Source organism: Bradyrhizobium sp. A5 (genome assembly GCF_042076515.1).
Classification (GTDB): Bacteria; Pseudomonadota; Alphaproteobacteria; order Rhizobiales; family Xanthobacteraceae; genus Bradyrhizobium; species Bradyrhizobium cosmicum.
The window spans coordinates 4,647,987-4,663,691 of record NZ_CP148990.1; the positions used below are offsets into that span (position 1 = coordinate 4,647,987).

Genomic DNA, 15,705 nt, shown 5'->3' on the forward strand with positions numbered 1-15,705 from the left:
GCTCTCGTCAGTTTTGACGCAAGCCTACCAGCAAGTGTAGCCGCCATCCACCAGCACGATGCTGCCGGTCATCAGGCTCGCGGCATCCGAGCTGAGGAACAGCACGACGGAGGCGATCTCCTCGACCTGCCCCATCCGCGCCATCGGGGTTCCACCAATCCAGGCGTCGTACATCTTGGCGTTGCTCTTCACGAAGGCGTTGAGCGGCGTTTCGATGTATGTCGGCGCCACCGCATTGACGCGGATGCCGCGCGCGCCCCATTCGGCGGCCAGCGACTTAGTCAGATGGTGCACGCCGGCCTTGGAGGCGTTGTAGAAGCACTGCTCCTGCGGCTTGTTGACGATGAAACCGGACATCGAACCGACATTGACGATGGCGCCGCGCTTGGCGTCCAGCATGTGCTTGCCGAACTCGCGGCAGCACCAGAAGGTGCCGTTGAGATTGACGTCGATGACGTTGAGCCAATGTTCGTCGGTGACGGTCTCGGCCGGCGTCTCGCTGCGTGCGATGCCGGCATTGTTGACGAGGATGTCGACTTTGCCGTGGCGGGCGACGAGGTCGTTGGCGACTTCCGCGACCCGCTTGGTGTCGGTGACGTCCATGATCGCGGTTTCGATGTCGTAGCCCTTTGCTTTCAGGTCGGCTTTCGCGCTATCGGCGACCTTGCTGTCGCGGTCGCCGATGATGACCTTCGCGCCGGCCTCGGCCAGCGCCTCGGCGCAGCCGAGGCCAATGCCCTGCCCGCCGCCGGTGATAAACGCGGTCTTGCCGTTCAGCTTGAATTTTTCCAGGTACATTTTCATCCTCCCGTTTTCTCGCCGGTTCTTGTTAGCCTCGAAGCGCGTTGCCGCGCTCGTCGAAGCGGTGGATGCGGGCGGGGTCCGGCACCAGCGAAACGTGGTCGCCGGCATGCAGGCTCAATTCGCCGATGTAGCGCGCCGTCAGCATTCCGAGCGGACCGGCATCGACGTAGAGAAAGGTGTCGCTACCGAGATGCTCGGCGACCGCGATCGTCCCCAGCCAGCCGCCTGCGCCGTCTCGCTCGATCTTGAGATGCTCCGGCCTCACGCCGATGGTGGTCGCCCCTTGCTGCCCGGCGAGCTCTCCGGTGACAAAGTTCATCTTCGGCGAGCCGATGAAGCCGGCGACGAAGAGATTGGCCGGCTTCTCGTAGAGCTCCAGCGGTGAGCCATACTGCTCGATCCTGCCGCCGTTGAGCACGACGATCTTGTCGGCCATGGTCATGGCCTCGACCTGGTCGTGGGTGACGTAGATCGCGGTGGTGCCGAGCTGCTTCTGGAGCCGCGTGACTTCGATGCGCATCTGCACGCGCAGCGCCGCGTCGAGATTGGAGAGCGGCTCGTCGAACAGGAACGCCTTGGGCTCGCGGACGATGGCACGACCGATCGCGACGCGCTGGCGCTGGCCGCCGGAGAGCTCGCGCGGCTTGCGGTCGAGATAGGGCGTCAGGTTGAGCGTCGCGGCCGCCGCCTCGACCTTGCGGTTGGTCTCGTCCTTGGAAAGGCCCGCCATCTTCAGGCCGAAGCCGATGTTGCCGCGCACGCTCATATGCGGATAGAGCGCGTAGGACTGGAACACCATGGATAGCCCGCGCTTGGCGGGCGGCGTATCGACCACGTTCTTGCCGTCGATCAGGATCTTTCCGCCGCTGACGTCCTCAAGCCCCGCGATCAAGCGCAAGAGCGTGGTCTTGCCGCAGCCCGATGGTCCGACGAACACCACAAATGAGCCGTCCGCGATGTCGAGATCGGCGCCCTTGATGATGTGCACCGGGCCGAAGGACTTCTGCACGTCCTGAAGTGCGATCTGACCCATGATCCGGCAGCCCTTCTTACTTTACCGCGCCAAAGGTGAGCCCGCGCACGAGCTGCTTCTGGCTGAACCAACCGAGGACGAGAATGGGCGCGATCGCCAGCGTCGACGCCGCCGACAGCTTGGCCCAGAACAGCCCTTCCGGGCTCGAATAGGACGCGATGAACGTGGTGAGCGGCGCGGCGTTCGAGGTCGACAGATTGAGCGTCCAGAACGCCTCGTTCCAGGCCAGGATCAAATTGAGCAGCATGGTCGAGGCCAGACCCGGGATCGCCATCGGCGTGAGGACGTAAATGAGCTCGCGGCCGATGGTGGCGCCGTCCATGCGCGCGGCTTCGAGGATGTCGCGCGGGATCTCCTTGAAATAGGTGAAGAGCATCCAGATCACGATCGGCAGATTGCCGAGGCACAGGATGAAGACGAGGCCGATGCGGGAATCCAGCAGGCCGAAGCTCTTGTAAATGAGGTAGATCGGCACCAGCACGCCGACCGGCGGCATCATCTTGGTCGAGAGCATCCAAAGCAGGATATCTTTGGTCCGCTTGGTCGGCGAGAACGCCATCGACCACGCCGCCGGGATCGCGATCAAGAGCGCAATCAGTGTCGAGCCGCCGGCGATCATGATCGAGTTCATCGCGTGGTGCAGATAATCGCTGCGCTCCTGCACGGTCACGTAATTTTCCGTGGTCCAGTGGAAGAACAGGAAGGACGGCGGGATGGCGAAGGCCCCCAGCTCGGTCTTGAAGCTCGTCAACACCATCCACAGGATCGGAAAGAAGATGAGGAAGCCGAAGAACCACGCCCCGATCGTCGAAATCACCACCCGTTGCGTCGTTGCCATCCGCGCCATTCTTCAGGTCTCCAGATTGCGGCCGACGATGCGGACGAGAAAGAAGGCCACGACGTTGGCGATCACGACAGCAACAAGGCCGCCCGCTGACGCGGTGCCGACGTCGTACTGAATCAGCGCCTGCGAATAGATCAGGAAGGCGATGTTGGTGGTCTGAAGGCCCGGCCCGCCGCCGGTGGTGACGAAGATCTCGGCGAACACCGTGAGCAGGAAGATGGTCTCGATCAGGATCACCACGGTAATGGGCCGCGCAAGATGCGGCAGCGTGATGTAGATGAAGGTCGAGACCGCGCTGGCGCCGTCCATCTCGGCGGCCTCCTTCTGCTCCTCGTCGAGCGATTGCAGCGCCGTGAGCAGAATGAGCGTCGCGAACGGCAGCCATTGCCAGGAGACGATCAGGATCACCGCGAACAGCGGCGCATCGGTGAACCAGTCGATCGGCGTCAGCCCGGTCAGCTTAGCGAGCCATGCGAAAAACCCGGACACCGGATGCATCAGGAGATTCTTCCAGACCAGCGCGCTCACCGTCGGCATCACGAAGAATGGCGCGATTACCATCAGCCGCACGACGTTGCGGCCGATCACCGGCTGGTCCATCAGCAGCGCCAGGGGAATGCCGAGCAAGATGGTCAGCGCCAGCACCGAGCCGACCAGTACCAGCGTGTTCCGGAGCGAGGCGAGGAAGGCGGGATCGGTGAGGAAGTAGCGGAAATTCTCGAGACCGACGAACGCCTCGGAGCCGGGATCGAGCAGGCTGTAACGCAGCGTCGAGAAATAGATCGTCAGCGCGAGCGGGACGATCATCCAGATGAACAGCAGCCCGACCGCAGGCGTCAGGAGAGCGCGCGCAAGAATTTGCGTCTGCCGGGTTGCCATTCACGCTTCTCCGCTTGCGGGAAGAAGGCGGCCATCCATCAGGGACGGTGGATGGCCGCAAGTTTGAGCTCAGGGAGAGCTCGGGTTCACTTGATGTAGCCCGCGCGCTTCATCTCGCGCTCGGTCGCGGTCTGCGCGGCAGTGAGCGCGGCATCGACCGTCATCGATCCCGCAAGCGCAGCCGAGAACTGCTGGCCGACCTGCGTGCCGATGCCCTGGAATTCGGGAATGGCGGCGTATTGCACGCCGACATAGGGAACCGGCTTCACCGTCGGCTTGTTCGGGTCGGCCGCGTCGATCGAGGCCAGCGTAAGCTTCGCGAACGGCGCGACCTTCAAATACTCATCGTTCTGGTAGAGCGAGGTCCGCGTGCCCGGCGGCACGTTGGCCCAGCCATCCTTCGCCGCTACGAGTTTCGTGTAATCCTTGCTCGTCGCCCAGGCGATGAACTTCTCGGCGGCTTCCGCCTTCTTGGAGCCCGCGGGGATCGCCAGATTCCAGGCCCACAGCCAGTTGGCATTCTTGCCGAGCCCGGTGTTCGGTGCGAGCGCGAAGCCGACCTTGTCGGCGACCTTTGAATCCTTCGGGTTGGTGACGAACGATGCCGCCACCGTCGCATCGATCCACATGCCGCACTTGCCGGCGTTGAACAGCGCCAGATTCTCGTTGAAGCCGTTGGAACTCGCGCCGGGAGGCCCAGCGTCCTTCATGAGGTTGACGTAGGTCGTGAGCGTCGTCTTCCATTCCGGCGTGTTGAACTGCGGCTCCCATTTCTCGTCGAACCAGCGCGCACCGTAGGAATTGGCCATGGCGGAGAGGAACGCCATGTTCTCGCCCCAGCCGGCCTTGCCGCGCAGGCAGATGCCGTAGACGCCGGCGCTCTTGTCGGTGAGCTTCTTGGCGGCGTCGATCACGAAATCCCAGGTCGGCTTCTCCGGCATCTTCAGGCCGGCCTTCTCGAACAGATCGGTGCGATACATGATCATCGAGCTCTCGCCATAGAACGGCGCGGCGTAGAGCTTGCCGTCGACGGAGACCGCGTCCCTGATCTTCGGCAGGAGGTCGGCGATGTCGTAGTCGGCGCCGAGATTGGCGAGCGGCACTAGCCAGCCCTTCTTGGCCCAGATCGGTACCTCATAGGTGCCGATGGTCAACACGTCGAACTGACCACCCTTCGTGGCGATGTCGGTGGTGACGCGCTGGCGCAACACGTTCTCCTCCAGCGTCACCCATTTGACGGTGATATCAGGGTTTTTCTTGGTGAATTCGCTGGTCAGCCCCTGCATCCGGATCATGTCACCGTTGTTGACGGTGGCGATCGTCAGGGTCGTTTCAGCCATCGCGGGGACGGCCAGCAACAGGCAAGACGCGCCGCAGACGGCGCCGAGGACGTGTTTCACGGTGACCTCCCTATAACTTCGCGCTTTTGAGCATATGCCCACGCGTTGGGCGTATGTTCAGCTTAGCACGAGGGCGTTGTCAAGCAGGCGCGCGGGCCTTCCCGCAACTTATGAGTGCTGCGATGCGGAAGGGAGTGTCGTGTAATGCGAGTGTCGTGGCAGCTGTTCGGGCCGAGCGCCCGCAACGTGTTCGACCTCTCCCCCACTCCTCTCCGGCAAGCGGGTGGCAAGCGGGGGAGGGAGCCGAGCCCCGCTGCCGCGCGAAGCTCGCGCCTACCGCTCCAATATCGCCCTTGCCGTCGCTTCGTCCGTGATCAGGCCGTTGATCAGCCGCCCGTTCAGCGCCGCCGTGATCGCAGGTACCTTGGCCGCGCCGACCGCGGCGCCGATTGTCGTCGTCTTCGCCGGCACTTCCGGCGGAATGCTGGTCAGGCGCTTGTTGGTGCCGGCTTTGAGCAGGCGGCCCTTGGAATCATAGGCCCAGCCGGTAATTTCGCCGATGGCACCCTGCCGCATCATCTCGAACAGTTCGTCGCGGGTGACGAAGCCGTCGACATGCACCTGCGCCTTCTGGTCCATCTGGCCGATGCCGACGAGGCGCAAGTCCGCCTTGGCCGCAACCGCCTTCACCTTCGCGATCGGCTCGATCCGCACCATCTTGTTGCGTTCGTCCTCCGAGGACATCAGGAACGGCAGCGGCATCGGATAGTGCCGCGCGCCGGTGCGGTCCGCGAGCCGGCCGACAGTGTCGTAGAAGCTCGCCGAGCCGTCGGCGGAGATGTTACCGACCAGCGAGACGATCTGATGATTGGGCCGATCGATCGGCGTGACGCGCTCGACGGCAGCACGCACCGCCCGCCCCGTGCCGAGCGCGACGATGACGGGCGTCTCGGAGCGCAACGTCGCATCGAGCAGATTGGCACAGCGCTCGGCGATGCCGGCCGTGGCCTGCGGCGCAGCTGGATCTGCAGGAACCACCTCGCAATGGGCGAGATCATAACGCTCCTTCAGGCGCGCGGCCAACTCCATGCAGGCGGCGATGGGATGTTCGAGCCGGAAGGTGATCAACCGCTCGGCGAGGCACAGCGAGACCAGCCGCTGCGCCGACGCCCGCGACACCTGGAGCATCTTTGCGATCTCGTCCTGGGTGTGGCCGGCAATGAAATAGAGCCAGCCGGCGCGCGCGGCGTCGTCGAGCCTGGATTTTTCGTTCTCGGCAGCCATGGCGGCGTCAAGTGTCCTTCCAGAAATCGGTCATGCGCGAAAAGACCCGATCGGCCCCGGCGGCGGACAATGTAGCCCGGCCGTCACGCCCGCGATAATGGCTGCCGCCGACAAATCCCCAGACGATCATGCCGGCAGCCTTGGCGGCCAGCACGCCGCTGACGCTGTCCTCTATCACCAGCGTGCGCGGAGGTTGCATGCCCATCTTGTCAGCCGCATAGAGAAAAAGATCCGGCGCCGGCTTGCCGTGCTCGACCATCTGCGCAGTGTAGAGCCGGTCGCCGAAATGCGCCCGGAGACCGGTGACATCGAGCGAGAGCGAGACGCGGTCGATGTCGCTGGACGACGCCACGCAAAACGGCGCGCGCAATTCGGACACCACGTCGGCAATGCCTGGAATCGGCTGGAGCGCCCGCGCGAAGGTCTTGAGCACATGTGACTTTAAGCCCGGCAGAAAGCCGTCCGGCACGACTTGCCCGAGTTCACGATAGTGCTGCTCGATCGCCTTCGTGCTGCGTCCGAGAAAGAGTTCGAGCGCCTGTTCCTCGCTGAGCATGATGCCGAATTCGGCCAGCACCTCGGACAGGCAACGGCAGCTCAACAACTCGCTGTCGACGAGCACGCCGTCGCAGTCGAAGATGATCAGATCGGGTCTGGCCCGGCTTTGGTCCATCCGGCCATTCGATCATATACCCACCTTATGAGCAATAGCTCACGCGAGAACACGACGGCGCGGGCTTTTCAATGGGCCACCTGCCGGTAGATCGCGGGCAGTGCAGCCGGCAAGCGGCGGATGTTGCCGACGATGGCATAACCGCTGCGGCCGAACAGCGTCGGAAAGTAGGACTGCGCCGCGGCATCGACGGTAACGCCGAAGACCGCGATGCCGAACCGCCGCGCCTCATGCACGGATTTGCGGGTGTCCTCGACGGCAAAGCGCCCCTCGTAGTGATCGACATCGTTCGGCTTGCCGTCGGTGAGAACCAGCAGCAATTTCTTGCGCTGCGGCTGGCGCGCAAGCTCGGCCGTCGCGTGGCGCACCGCCGCGCCGATCCGCGTGTAATAGCCTGGCCTGAGCGCGCCGATCCGCCGCTCGACCGCTCCGCTCATCGGCTCGCCGAACGCCTTGACGGTCTCGAGCCGTACCCAGGAGCGCCGACGCGAGGTGAAGGTCAGGATGCTATGGTGATCGCCGCAGGCCGAGAGCCCGTGTGCGAGCACGAGCAGCGCCTCCTTCTCGACATCGAGCACGCGATAGCCATCGACCCAGGCGTCGGTCGAGAGCGAGACGTCGACGAGCAGCGTCACAGCGAGATCGTGCCCCTGCGGTCGCATCGCCATGTGGACGCGATCGAGACCCGCGCCATTGCCCCCGGCGCGAAGATCGCAGCGCGCGCGCACCAGGGCATCGAGGTCGAGGTCATGCCCGTCGGCCTGGGCGCGCATCAATTCGTGACGCGGCCGCAGGATCTCGAAGCGACGGCGCACCTGGCGGATGTGCCGGCGCATGGCCTCGTCCGGCGTCCAGCTCTCGCCCAGCTCGGAGGCTCGCGCCGCGAGGACGCGGCAATAATCGGGCAGATAGGAGCCGGTGCGGTAATCCCATTCGGGATAGGTCAGGTCCGCGTTCAATCGCGAGGCATCAAGCGCTTCAGGCGACAGATCGAGATCGAATTTGAGCCGGCTCGCCGGCTTGCCGCTGCGGCGGCTGAGCGTGATCTCGTCGAGATCGTCGGCCGCCTTCCGCGCGTCCTCGTCGTCGCTGTCGTCAGCGGGACGGTCGACATTGACCATCTCAGCCATCGCCAGGATCTTCTCGAAGCGGTTGAGCACGAACGGATCTCGGCGATTGGCACCGTCCTCGCGCTCGCGGACCGCGAAACGTTTGCGATCGTCCGAGGCCGCAGGCGCTGCGACCGAGGCACACTCATCGTCCCCCGCATGTACCGGCGAGAGCTCGCGGGTCCAGCGGTCGCCCCAGAGCGGGCACGGCAGGATAGAACGATAGCCCGGCGGCGCCTTGTCCGGCAGCGGCCCCGTCCCCATCATGGCCGGCCACAGCTGGCCCATGGGCGGCGTATCGGCACCGAGCAGAGCGAGCACGATCTGCTCCACATCCTGCTCGATGCGCGGCAACGGGCGGTGCGGCCGGGCCATGGCGGTCGCCGCCGACAGCCGTGCGTAGTCATCGGCGAGACCTGGGCATTGGGTCAGCACGAGCACTGCGATCTCGCTGGCTCGCCGCAGCATCGACAGATCGCGCCGCAGCGGATCGGACTCCTCGATCGCCTCAGCGGGCGCAAATGCGAACCACGCGGCGAGCCACCGGTACAGCGCGGCGTTCAGCTCGCGATCGGGAAAGATCGCGATGCTATCAGGCAGGAAGATCGTCGCGGCATCGCGCCCCGGCTGATCGACGCGCTCGTCGCCGAGCCCGATCCGCTGCCGCCATCCGAGCCGGTGGCCGGTCCGGCGGGCACCGGCACTCGCGATCTGAACGCCGCTCTCACCACCGAACGCGCGGAACATGATCGCGATCCGGTTACGCACGTCCGCAAGCAACACCGCGTGCTCGGCATGGACCGGGTAACTGGCGGTGCCCCCGACCAAGCGATGCCAGGCGCGACCGACGGTTTCTTCAAGCTCGAGGAAATCGAGCATCACACCCCCCTCAGGAGATCACGGCACGCGCGACGTCAAGCAGCGCCGCCTTGACGTCGGCGTCATCCGTCAGCGGCTCGATCATGCCCGCGAGCACGGCATCGCCAATCGAGGCGCCGGCGGCGATCAGGGTTGCGCAATAGACGACGAGACGGGTCGAAACGCCCTCCTCCAGATCGTGCCCCTTCAGCGCCCGCAGACGACCGGCCAGCAGGACCAGCGGCCGCACATAGTCGGGCGCAAGTCCGCTTTCGTCCGCGACCACGGCGATCTCCTGCTCCGGCGGCAGGAAGCCGAACTCGATGGCGACGAAGCGTTGCCGGGTCGACGGCTTCAGCGCCTTGAGCAGCGTCTGGTAGCCGGGATTGTAGGAGACCACGAGCATGAATCGCTCCGGCGCCGCGAGTTCCTCGCCGGTGCGCTCCAGCGGCAGGATGCGGCGGTCGTCGGTGAGCGGATGCAGCACCACCGTGACGTCCTTGCGTGCCTCCACGACTTCATCGAGATAGCAGATGCCGCCTTCCCTCACCGCACGCGTCAGCGGGCCGTCGGTCCATACGGTGTCGCCGCCCTTCAGCAGATAGCGGCCGGTGAGATCGGCGGCAGTGAGATCGTCGTGACAGGCGACGGTGTGCAGTGGCAATCCCAGCCGCGCCGCCATGTGTGCGACGAAGCGCGTCTTGCCGCAACCGGTCGGCCCCTTGAGCAGGACCGGCAATTGATGCCGCCAGGCGTGCTCGAACAGCACGCATTCGTTGCCGCTTGCGACATAGGCCGGCAGCGTGGGCGCGGGCGCCGCCAGGGCGTGAAGTGCTGCTTTCATGGTCGTCCTCCGGAAATCAATTTGGAAAGGCGGCCGCGACGTTGCGCGGCCGCCTTCGCGTTATTCGGCCGGTTGCAGCACACCGGGAACGATCGCCCGCTTCTCTCGGCCCGGCACTAGCACCGCCCAGACGAACATCAGCGCGGAGATCGCGACGAACACGCCGGAGCCGAGCCGGACCCAGTAGAACATCGCGAGCTGGTCCTGCACGTCCATGTAGCTCTGGCCAAGCACGCGCTGGAGATGGACCTGGACTACGCCGGCGAATGTCAGCGCGAACGTCATGGTCATCATGGCCGTGCACATGATCCAGAAGCTCGCCATCGAGAGCCACTGATTATAGGGCGCGCGTCCCTTGAGCTGCGGGATCGCGTAGGCCATCACCGACAGGTTCAGCATCACATAGGCGCCGAAGAAGGCGAGATGGCCGTGCGCTGCAGTGACCTGGGTGCCGTGGGTGTAGTAGTTCACCGAGGACAGCGTGTGCAGGAAGCCCCAGACGCCCGCGCCCAGGAACGCCATCACCGAGCAGCCGACCGACCACAACAGCGCAGCGCGGTTCGGATGCTTGCGGCCGGCCTTCCAGGTCATCTGCACCGTGAAGATCACCATGGTGAAGAACGGCGCGACCTCGAGTGTGGAGAACAGCGAGCCGATCCACTGCCAGTAGCCGGGCGCGCCGATCCAGTAGAAATGATGGCCGGTGCCGAGGATGCCCGAGAACAGCGCAAGGCCGATGATCACGTAGAGCCACTTCTCGACGACCTCGCGGTCAATGCCGTTGAGCTTGATCATGAGATAGGCGAGCACGGAGGCCATGATCAGCTCCCAGACGCCCTCGACCCAGAGATGGACGACATACCACCAGTACATCTTGTCGACAGCGAGGTTCGCCGGATTGTAGAAGGCGAACAGGAAGAAGATCGCGACACCCCACAGGCCGAACAGCAGGATGTTGGTGACCGTGGTCTTGCGACCCTTGAGCGCCGTCATGGTGACGTTGAACAGGAACATCAGGCAGACGACGACGATGCCGACCTTGATGATGAAGGGCTGTTCGAGGAACTCGCGGCCCTCGTGGTAGTGGAAGAGATAGCCGACCACGGCAACGCCGGCGGCGCCGAAGAACATCCAGAACTGGATCTTCGCCAGCAGCGGGCTATACAGCTCGGTTTCGGTCTCCTCGGGCAGCAGGAAGTAGGTGGCCCCCATGAAGCCGATCAGCGACCACACGATCAGCGCGTTGGTGTGGATCATCCGGACGATGTTGAACGGAAGCAGCACCGACAGCGTATTGGGCAGGACGTAGATGGTCCCGGCGAGCAGGCCGAACAGGACCTGGGCCAGGAACAGGGTCAGCGCGCCGTAGAAGTACAGCATCGCGACTTTCTGGGTTTGGTATTTCATCTCGGATTCTCTCTGTCTTGAAAGAGGCAAGGTCTTGAAAGAGACAGGTGCTCAGCCGGCCTTGTTCGGCGGCCATTCCTGGCGCTTGATCTTGCTGGTCCATTGCAGGAAGTCGGCGAGATCGTTGAGCTCCTGGTCGGTGAGGTTGAACTGCGGCATCTGCCGCCGCCCTTCCGCCCCCGAAGGCTGCGACTGCATCCAGGCTTTCAGCGTCTCGCGCGCGCCGGCCGGATCCTCGTTGCCGCCCCAGCGATCCCAGACGTTGCCGACTTCGGGCGCGAAATAGGCGCCCTCACCCAGCAGCGTGTGGCAGTTGATGCAGGAGTTCTTCTCCCAGACATGCTTGCCGCGGGCGACCGACGACGTCAGCGTTGAGGCGTCCGTCGATGTCGTAACCATGTAGTAATGGCTGTGCGCCGTCAGCCCTAAGAAGATGACGAAGAAAAAGGCCGAGCCGCCGTAGAAGACGTTTCGAGCGGCCGACTTGGTCAGGCGTTCAGCCATTGCCAATCCTTTCCGTTTGATTCCTATCGGGAAACGCGATGCTGCGATTTATTGCCGATCGGCGCCGCCCGTTCTTTGTCAGGGCGCAATGAGCGCGTCAGATCAGGGCGACCACGGCGGATGCCAGCCAGGCAAACAGCACCACGATGAGAATCCACGCGCCGACGAGACCGCGCCACAGCGCGGGAGCGGTCCGAAGATCCATGAAATCGAGCGCAATCCTGCGGCCCTTGATGGCGGCCAGGGCCAGCAACAGAGCGTTGCCGAGCAGCGGTCGCGGCATCAGCGGAGGCAGCAATATGGTCGCGAGCGCGAGGCCGATCAGCACGATCCAGGTGACGTTCAGGCGATCCGGCATCGTCACCGCACCAGGTACAGAATCGGAAACATGACGATCCAGACCAGATCGACCATGTGCCAGAACGCGGTCCCGGTCTCGACGCCGGATATCTCGGCCCGCCGGCAGACGACGGCGAGGATGATGATGCCGAGACCGACATGCAGGAGATGGAAGCCGGTCAGGAGGAAGTAGAGTGTGAAGAACGGGCTGGTTTCCAGACCAGCGCCGTGACCGATCTCCCCGCCATACTCGGCGAGCTTGATCGCGATGAAGAAGCCGCCGAGCGCCATGGCAATCAGGAGCCAGCGGCGCGACGTCCGCTTCTCACTGGCCCGCGCGGAATTCGCAGCCCGGGCCGCAGCCCAGCCACTGGTCACCAGCACGACGGTATTGAGGCCTGCGAGATTCGAATCGAGTGTCGCCTGCCCTGCCGCAAACACTGCCGGATGGATTGCGCGGGCGACCGTGAATGCGCCGAGGAACAGGCCGAACGCGACGAGCTCGCTGAAGATCAGCACCCAGATCATGGGATCGCCGGGGAGATCTTCCAGAATTCCCCAGCCGGTTCCTTCTTGTTCGCAATCGGCCGCCGACATCTGCTCTCTGGACCCAAGACACCGGGCAGACTTAGCCCGGCCATTCGGGTCCGAGTTTGTCGTCGAACAAATTGGATGGACGTCGCGGAGTTTGCGCCGACGCAACGTCCAGCCGGCCGGATCCGGGTACGAACCCGGCTCAGGGTTCCACGGAGCACGGCGACATGAGCGATGCACAAATCGGGCTGATGACCGCCACCCCCATCATCATCGCCTTCGCCATCGCGCTGCGACGAATGGGGGTGCTGTCGACCGTGGCGACCGTATCGGCCGTGAGCCTCTCCGTCGCGATCGCGGCGGTGTTGTTCACGACGCAGTGATAGCTGCCGCAGCCCGCCTCACCGCCGCTGATTGTACACGTCGATGCACACCGCACCGAGCAGCACCAGACCCTTGATGACCTGCTGGTAGTCGATGCCGATACCGAGGATCGACATGCCGTTGTTCATCACACCCATGATCATCGCGCCGACCACGGCGCCGCCGACGCGCCCGACGCCGCCATAGGCCGAGGCGCCACCGATGAAGCAGGCGGCGATAACGTCGAGCTCGAAGCCCAAACCTGCCTTTGGCGTCGCGGTGTTGAGGCGCGCGGCAAAGACGAGGCCGGCCAGCGCAGCCAGCACGCCCATGTTGACGAAGGTGAGAAACGTCAGCCGCTCGGTCTTGATGCCCGACAGGCTAGCCGCCTTGGCGTTGCCGCCGACAGCATAGATCTGACGGCCGATCACGGTGCGGCGGGTGACGAAGCCGTAGAGCGCGATCAGCGCGCCCATGATCACCAGTACGTTCGGCAGGCCCCGATAGGTCGCGATCAAATAGGTGAAATAGAGCACCGCGCAGGCCAGCACGATGCTCTTGCCGAGGAAAAACGCATAAGGCTCGACCTCGATGCCGTGCGAGAGCTCGCGCGTGCGGCTCCTGGCGCTCGCATAGACCAGCCCCAGCGCCAGCAGAGCCCCAATGAGCATCGAGGTCGGATGCAGCGTGCCGGCTTCGGGCAGTAGTTCCGGAATGAAGCCAGACGACAGTTTCTGGAAGGTCGGCGGGAACGGCCCGAGCGACTGGCCCTGCAACACCGCCAGCGCCAGGCCCTTGAACACCAGCATGCCGGCCAAGGTGACGATGAAGGACGGGATCTTGAAATAGGCGACCCAATAGCCCTGCGCCGCGCCGATGGCGGCGCCGACCACGAGGCACGCGATGAAGGCCAGCGTATAGTCGACCTTGTAGGTCACCATGAGAAGAGCGGCCACGGCACCGACGAAGCCCGCGACAGAGCCGACCGAAAGATCGATGTGTCCGGTGACGATCACCAGAAGCATGCCCAGCGCCATGATGACGATGTAGCTGTTCTGCAGCACGAGGTTGGTGAGGTTGAGCGGCTGCAGCAGCGTGCCGCCGGTCATGACCTGGAAGAACAGCATGATCGCGAGCAGCGACAGCAGCATGCCGTAATTGCGTAAGTTGTTCTTGATGAAGCTGCCGTGCCGGCGCTCCTCGGGCAGCGTAACCGTCTTGTCGGTCATGGCTGCGATCCTCCCATCTCTGCGGCCTCAGGCGCGCTGTTTCCGTTGCTTCGTTCATTGCGCATGATGGCGCGCATGATCTTTTCCTGCGTCGCCTCCGCACCCTTGAATTCCCCGACGAAAGCACCGTCGTTCATGACGCAGATGCGGTCGCAGATGCCGAGCAGCTCGGGCATCTCCGAGGAGATCACCACCACACCGCGGCCGGCCTCAGCGAGCTCGTTGATGATACCGTAAATCTCGTATTTGGCACCGACGTCGATGCCCCGTGTCGGCTCGTCCAGGATCAGGACCTTGGGATCTGTCATCAGCCATTTCGACAGCACGACCTTCTGCTGGTTGCCGCCGGAGAGCTGGCCGGTCTCCTGATAGACGTCGGAGCAGCGGATCCGCATCCGGCTTCGATAGTCGCTCGCAACCTTCAGCTCGACGATGTCGTCGATCACCCTGTTAGGCGCGACCTGGTCGAGGCTCGCGAGCGTGATGTTCTTGCGGACGTCGTCGGCGAGGATCAGACCAAGCTGCTTGCGGTCCTCGGTGACATAGGCAAGGCCGGCGTCGATCGCGGCGGCCACGTTCGGCAGCGCGATCTCATGGCCTTCGAGCCAGATACGGCCGCTGATATTGGTGCCCCAGGAACGGCCGAACAGGCTCATGGCGAATTCGGTGCGGCCGGCGCCCATCAGCCCGGCGATGCCCACGACCTCGCCGCGCCTGACACTGAAATTGACGGCCTTGATCACCTGCCGTTCGGGATGAATGGGGTGATAGACCGACCAGTTCGCGACCTCGAGCACGGGCTCGCCGATGGTCGCGCTGCGCTCGGGAAAGCGATGGGCGAGATCGCGGTTGACCATGCTGCGGATGATGCGGTCTTCCTGGATCGGCTCGGCATGGCAGTCGATGCTGTCGACGGTGCGGCCGTCGCGCAGCACCGTGATGTGGTCAGCGACCTTGGCGACTTCGTTGAGCTTGTGCGAGATCAGGATCGAGCCGATACCCTGTTCGCGGAATGCCATCAGGCGTTCCAGCAGCGCGGCGCTGTCGGCCTCGTTGAGGCTCGCGGTCGGCTCGTCCAGGATCAGCATCCGCACCCGCTTGGAGAGGGCTTTCGCGATCTCGACCAGCTGCTGCTTACCGACGCCGAGATCGGTGATCAGGGTATCCGGCGATTCCTTCAGACCGACCTGCGCGAGGAGTTCCCGCGTACGCCGGTAGACCTCGTCGCGATCGATCACGCCGAATTTCGACGGCGGATGCGACAGGAAGATGTTTTCCGCGATCGACATCAGCGGGATCAGCGCCAGTTCCTGATGGATGATGATGATGCCGAGCGCCTCGGAATCGTTGATGTCTCGGAAGCGGCGTTCCTCGCCATCAAAGACGATGGTGCCCTCGTAGCTGCCATGGGGGTAGACGCCGCTGAGCACCTTCATCAGCGTGGACTTGCCCGCGCCGTTCTCCCCGACGAGGGCATGGATCTGTCCGGCCTCAACCGAAAAGTTGACATCGCGCAACGCCTGCACGCCGGCAAAGCTCTTGCTGACGTTGCGCATCTCCAGCATGGCGGTCATTGGATCATGTCCCATCCGTTACTCCACCTCGCCCCGCTTGCGGGGAGAGGTCGATCGCGAAGCGATCGGGTGAGGGGGAGTCTCCGC

16 protein-coding genes are annotated in these 15,705 nt (G+C 64.1%); 1 reads left to right on the forward strand and 15 read right to left on the reverse strand.

Annotated elements, in window-relative coordinates; translation table 11 throughout:
- Positions 1-24 precede the first annotated feature (24 nt).
- From WHZ77_RS22285 to WHZ77_RS22345, 13 genes are all read right to left on the reverse strand, one after another.
- Positions 25-798, reverse strand: a complete 774-nt coding sequence (locus WHZ77_RS22285) for an SDR family NAD(P)-dependent oxidoreductase (RefSeq protein WP_375309906.1) — start codon at positions 796-798, stop codon at positions 25-27.
- Positions 799-829: 31 nt separating this feature from the next.
- The gene (locus WHZ77_RS22290; protein WP_375309907.1) at positions 830-1,837 is read right to left on the reverse strand and encodes an ABC transporter ATP-binding protein; all 1,008 of its coding nucleotides are present in this window, start codon (positions 1,835-1,837) and stop codon (positions 830-832) included.
- Between the two features lie 16 nt (positions 1,838-1,853).
- The gene (locus WHZ77_RS22295; protein ID WP_375309908.1) at positions 1,854-2,684 is read right to left on the reverse strand and encodes a carbohydrate ABC transporter permease; all 831 of its coding nucleotides are present in this window, start codon (positions 2,682-2,684) and stop codon (positions 1,854-1,856) included.
- A gap of 3 nt (positions 2,685-2,687) precedes the next feature.
- Positions 2,688-3,560: a carbohydrate ABC transporter permease gene (locus WHZ77_RS22300; protein ID WP_375309909.1), complete on the reverse strand. Its 873-nt coding sequence runs from the start codon at positions 3,558-3,560 to the stop codon at positions 2,688-2,690.
- Between the two features lie 86 nt (positions 3,561-3,646).
- A complete protein-coding gene (locus WHZ77_RS22305) occupies positions 3,647-4,960 on the reverse strand; it encodes an ABC transporter substrate-binding protein (protein ID WP_375309910.1) in 1,314 nt (437 codons plus the stop codon).
- A 273-nt stretch (positions 4,961-5,233) separates the two neighbouring features.
- The gene (locus WHZ77_RS22310; RefSeq protein WP_375309911.1) at positions 5,234-6,184 is read right to left on the reverse strand and encodes a sugar-binding transcriptional regulator; all 951 of its coding nucleotides are present in this window, start codon (positions 6,182-6,184) and stop codon (positions 5,234-5,236) included.
- Between the two features lie 7 nt (positions 6,185-6,191).
- Positions 6,192-6,857, reverse strand: a complete 666-nt coding sequence (locus WHZ77_RS22315) for an HAD family hydrolase (RefSeq protein ID WP_375309912.1) — start codon at positions 6,855-6,857, stop codon at positions 6,192-6,194.
- A 68-nt stretch (positions 6,858-6,925) separates the two neighbouring features.
- Complete coding sequence (locus WHZ77_RS22320) at positions 6,926-8,845, reverse strand: nitric oxide reductase activation protein NorD (RefSeq protein WP_375309913.1); 1,920 nt, start codon at positions 8,843-8,845, stop codon at positions 6,926-6,928.
- 10 nt (positions 8,846-8,855) lie between these two features.
- Positions 8,856-9,668, reverse strand: coding sequence for a CbbQ/NirQ/NorQ/GpvN family protein (locus WHZ77_RS22325; protein WP_375309914.1), 813 nt, complete (start codon positions 9,666-9,668; stop codon positions 8,856-8,858).
- Positions 9,669-9,728: 60 nt separating this feature from the next.
- Positions 9,729-11,075: a cbb3-type cytochrome c oxidase subunit I gene (locus WHZ77_RS22330; protein ID WP_375309915.1), complete on the reverse strand. Its 1,347-nt coding sequence runs from the start codon at positions 11,073-11,075 to the stop codon at positions 9,729-9,731.
- A 51-nt stretch (positions 11,076-11,126) separates the two neighbouring features.
- On the reverse strand, positions 11,127-11,579 hold the full coding sequence (locus WHZ77_RS22335) for a c-type cytochrome (RefSeq protein ID WP_375309916.1): 453 nt from the start codon (positions 11,577-11,579) through the stop codon (positions 11,127-11,129).
- A gap of 97 nt (positions 11,580-11,676) precedes the next feature.
- The gene (locus WHZ77_RS22340) at positions 11,677-11,937 is read right to left on the reverse strand and encodes a cytochrome C oxidase subunit IV family protein (protein ID WP_375309917.1); all 261 of its coding nucleotides are present in this window, start codon (positions 11,935-11,937) and stop codon (positions 11,677-11,679) included.
- A gap of 2 nt (positions 11,938-11,939) precedes the next feature.
- Positions 11,940-12,515, reverse strand: a complete 576-nt coding sequence (locus WHZ77_RS22345) for a cytochrome c oxidase subunit 3 family protein (RefSeq protein ID WP_375309918.1) — start codon at positions 12,513-12,515, stop codon at positions 11,940-11,942.
- A gap of 164 nt (positions 12,516-12,679) precedes the next feature.
- Here WHZ77_RS22345 and WHZ77_RS22350 point away from each other — a divergent pair, with 164 nt between their 5' ends.
- Complete coding sequence (locus tag WHZ77_RS22350) at positions 12,680-12,835, forward strand: hypothetical protein (protein WP_091892367.1); 156 nt, start codon at positions 12,680-12,682, stop codon at positions 12,833-12,835.
- Between the two features lie 18 nt (positions 12,836-12,853).
- Here the strand turns inward: WHZ77_RS22350 and mmsB are convergent, their stop codons facing one another.
- A complete protein-coding gene (mmsB, locus tag WHZ77_RS22355; RefSeq protein WP_375309919.1) occupies positions 12,854-14,044 on the reverse strand; it encodes a multiple monosaccharide ABC transporter permease in 1,191 nt (396 codons plus the stop codon).
- The gene (gene mmsA, locus WHZ77_RS22360; protein WP_375314792.1) at positions 14,041-15,618 is read right to left on the reverse strand and encodes a multiple monosaccharide ABC transporter ATP-binding protein; all 1,578 of its coding nucleotides are present in this window, start codon (positions 15,616-15,618) and stop codon (positions 14,041-14,043) included. The genes mmsB and mmsA overlap by 4 nt, the downstream gene beginning before the upstream one ends.
- Positions 15,619-15,705: the final 87 nt, after the last annotated feature.

Excerpts from the sequence above, each read along its gene's own strand:
- WHZ77_RS22335 (WP_375309916.1), bottom strand. The coding sequence starts at position 11,579 with ATGGCTGAACGCCTGACCAAGTCGGCCGCTCGAAACGTCTTCTACGGC.
- WHZ77_RS22315 (WP_375309912.1), bottom strand. The coding sequence starts at position 6,857 with ATGGACCAAAGCCGGGCCAGACCCGATCTGATCATCTTCGACTGCGAC.
- WHZ77_RS22340 (WP_375309917.1), bottom strand. The coding sequence starts at position 11,937 with ATGCCGGATCGCCTGAACGTCACCTGGATCGTGCTGATCGGCCTCGCG.
- WHZ77_RS22345 (WP_375309918.1), bottom strand. The coding sequence starts at position 12,515 with ATGTCGGCGGCCGATTGCGAACAAGAAGGAACCGGCTGGGGAATTCTG.
- WHZ77_RS22290 (WP_375309907.1), bottom strand. The coding sequence starts at position 1,837 with ATGGGTCAGATCGCACTTCAGGACGTGCAGAAGTCCTTCGGCCCGGTG.
- WHZ77_RS22310 (WP_375309911.1), bottom strand. The coding sequence starts at position 6,184 with ATGGCTGCCGAGAACGAAAAATCCAGGCTCGACGACGCCGCGCGCGCC.
- WHZ77_RS22325 (WP_375309914.1), bottom strand. The coding sequence starts at position 9,668 with ATGAAAGCAGCACTTCACGCCCTGGCGGCGCCCGCGCCCACGCTGCCG.
- WHZ77_RS22350 (WP_091892367.1), top strand. The coding sequence starts at position 12,680 with ATGAGCGATGCACAAATCGGGCTGATGACCGCCACCCCCATCATCATC.
- WHZ77_RS22295 (WP_375309908.1), bottom strand. The coding sequence starts at position 2,684 with ATGGCGCGGATGGCAACGACGCAACGGGTGGTGATTTCGACGATCGGG.
- mmsB (WP_375309919.1), bottom strand. The coding sequence starts at position 14,044 with ATGACCGACAAGACGGTTACGCTGCCCGAGGAGCGCCGGCACGGCAGC.
- WHZ77_RS22285 (WP_375309906.1), bottom strand. The coding sequence starts at position 798 with ATGTACCTGGAAAAATTCAAGCTGAACGGCAAGACCGCGTTTATCACC.
- WHZ77_RS22320 (WP_375309913.1), bottom strand. The coding sequence starts at position 8,845 with ATGCTCGATTTCCTCGAGCTTGAAGAAACCGTCGGTCGCGCCTGGCAT.
- WHZ77_RS22330 (WP_375309915.1), bottom strand. The coding sequence starts at position 11,075 with ATGAAATACCAAACCCAGAAAGTCGCGATGCTGTACTTCTACGGCGCG.
- WHZ77_RS22300 (WP_375309909.1), bottom strand. The coding sequence starts at position 3,560 with ATGGCAACCCGGCAGACGCAAATTCTTGCGCGCGCTCTCCTGACGCCT.
- mmsA (WP_375314792.1), bottom strand. The coding sequence starts at position 15,618 with ATGACCGCCATGCTGGAGATGCGCAACGTCAGCAAGAGCTTTGCCGGC.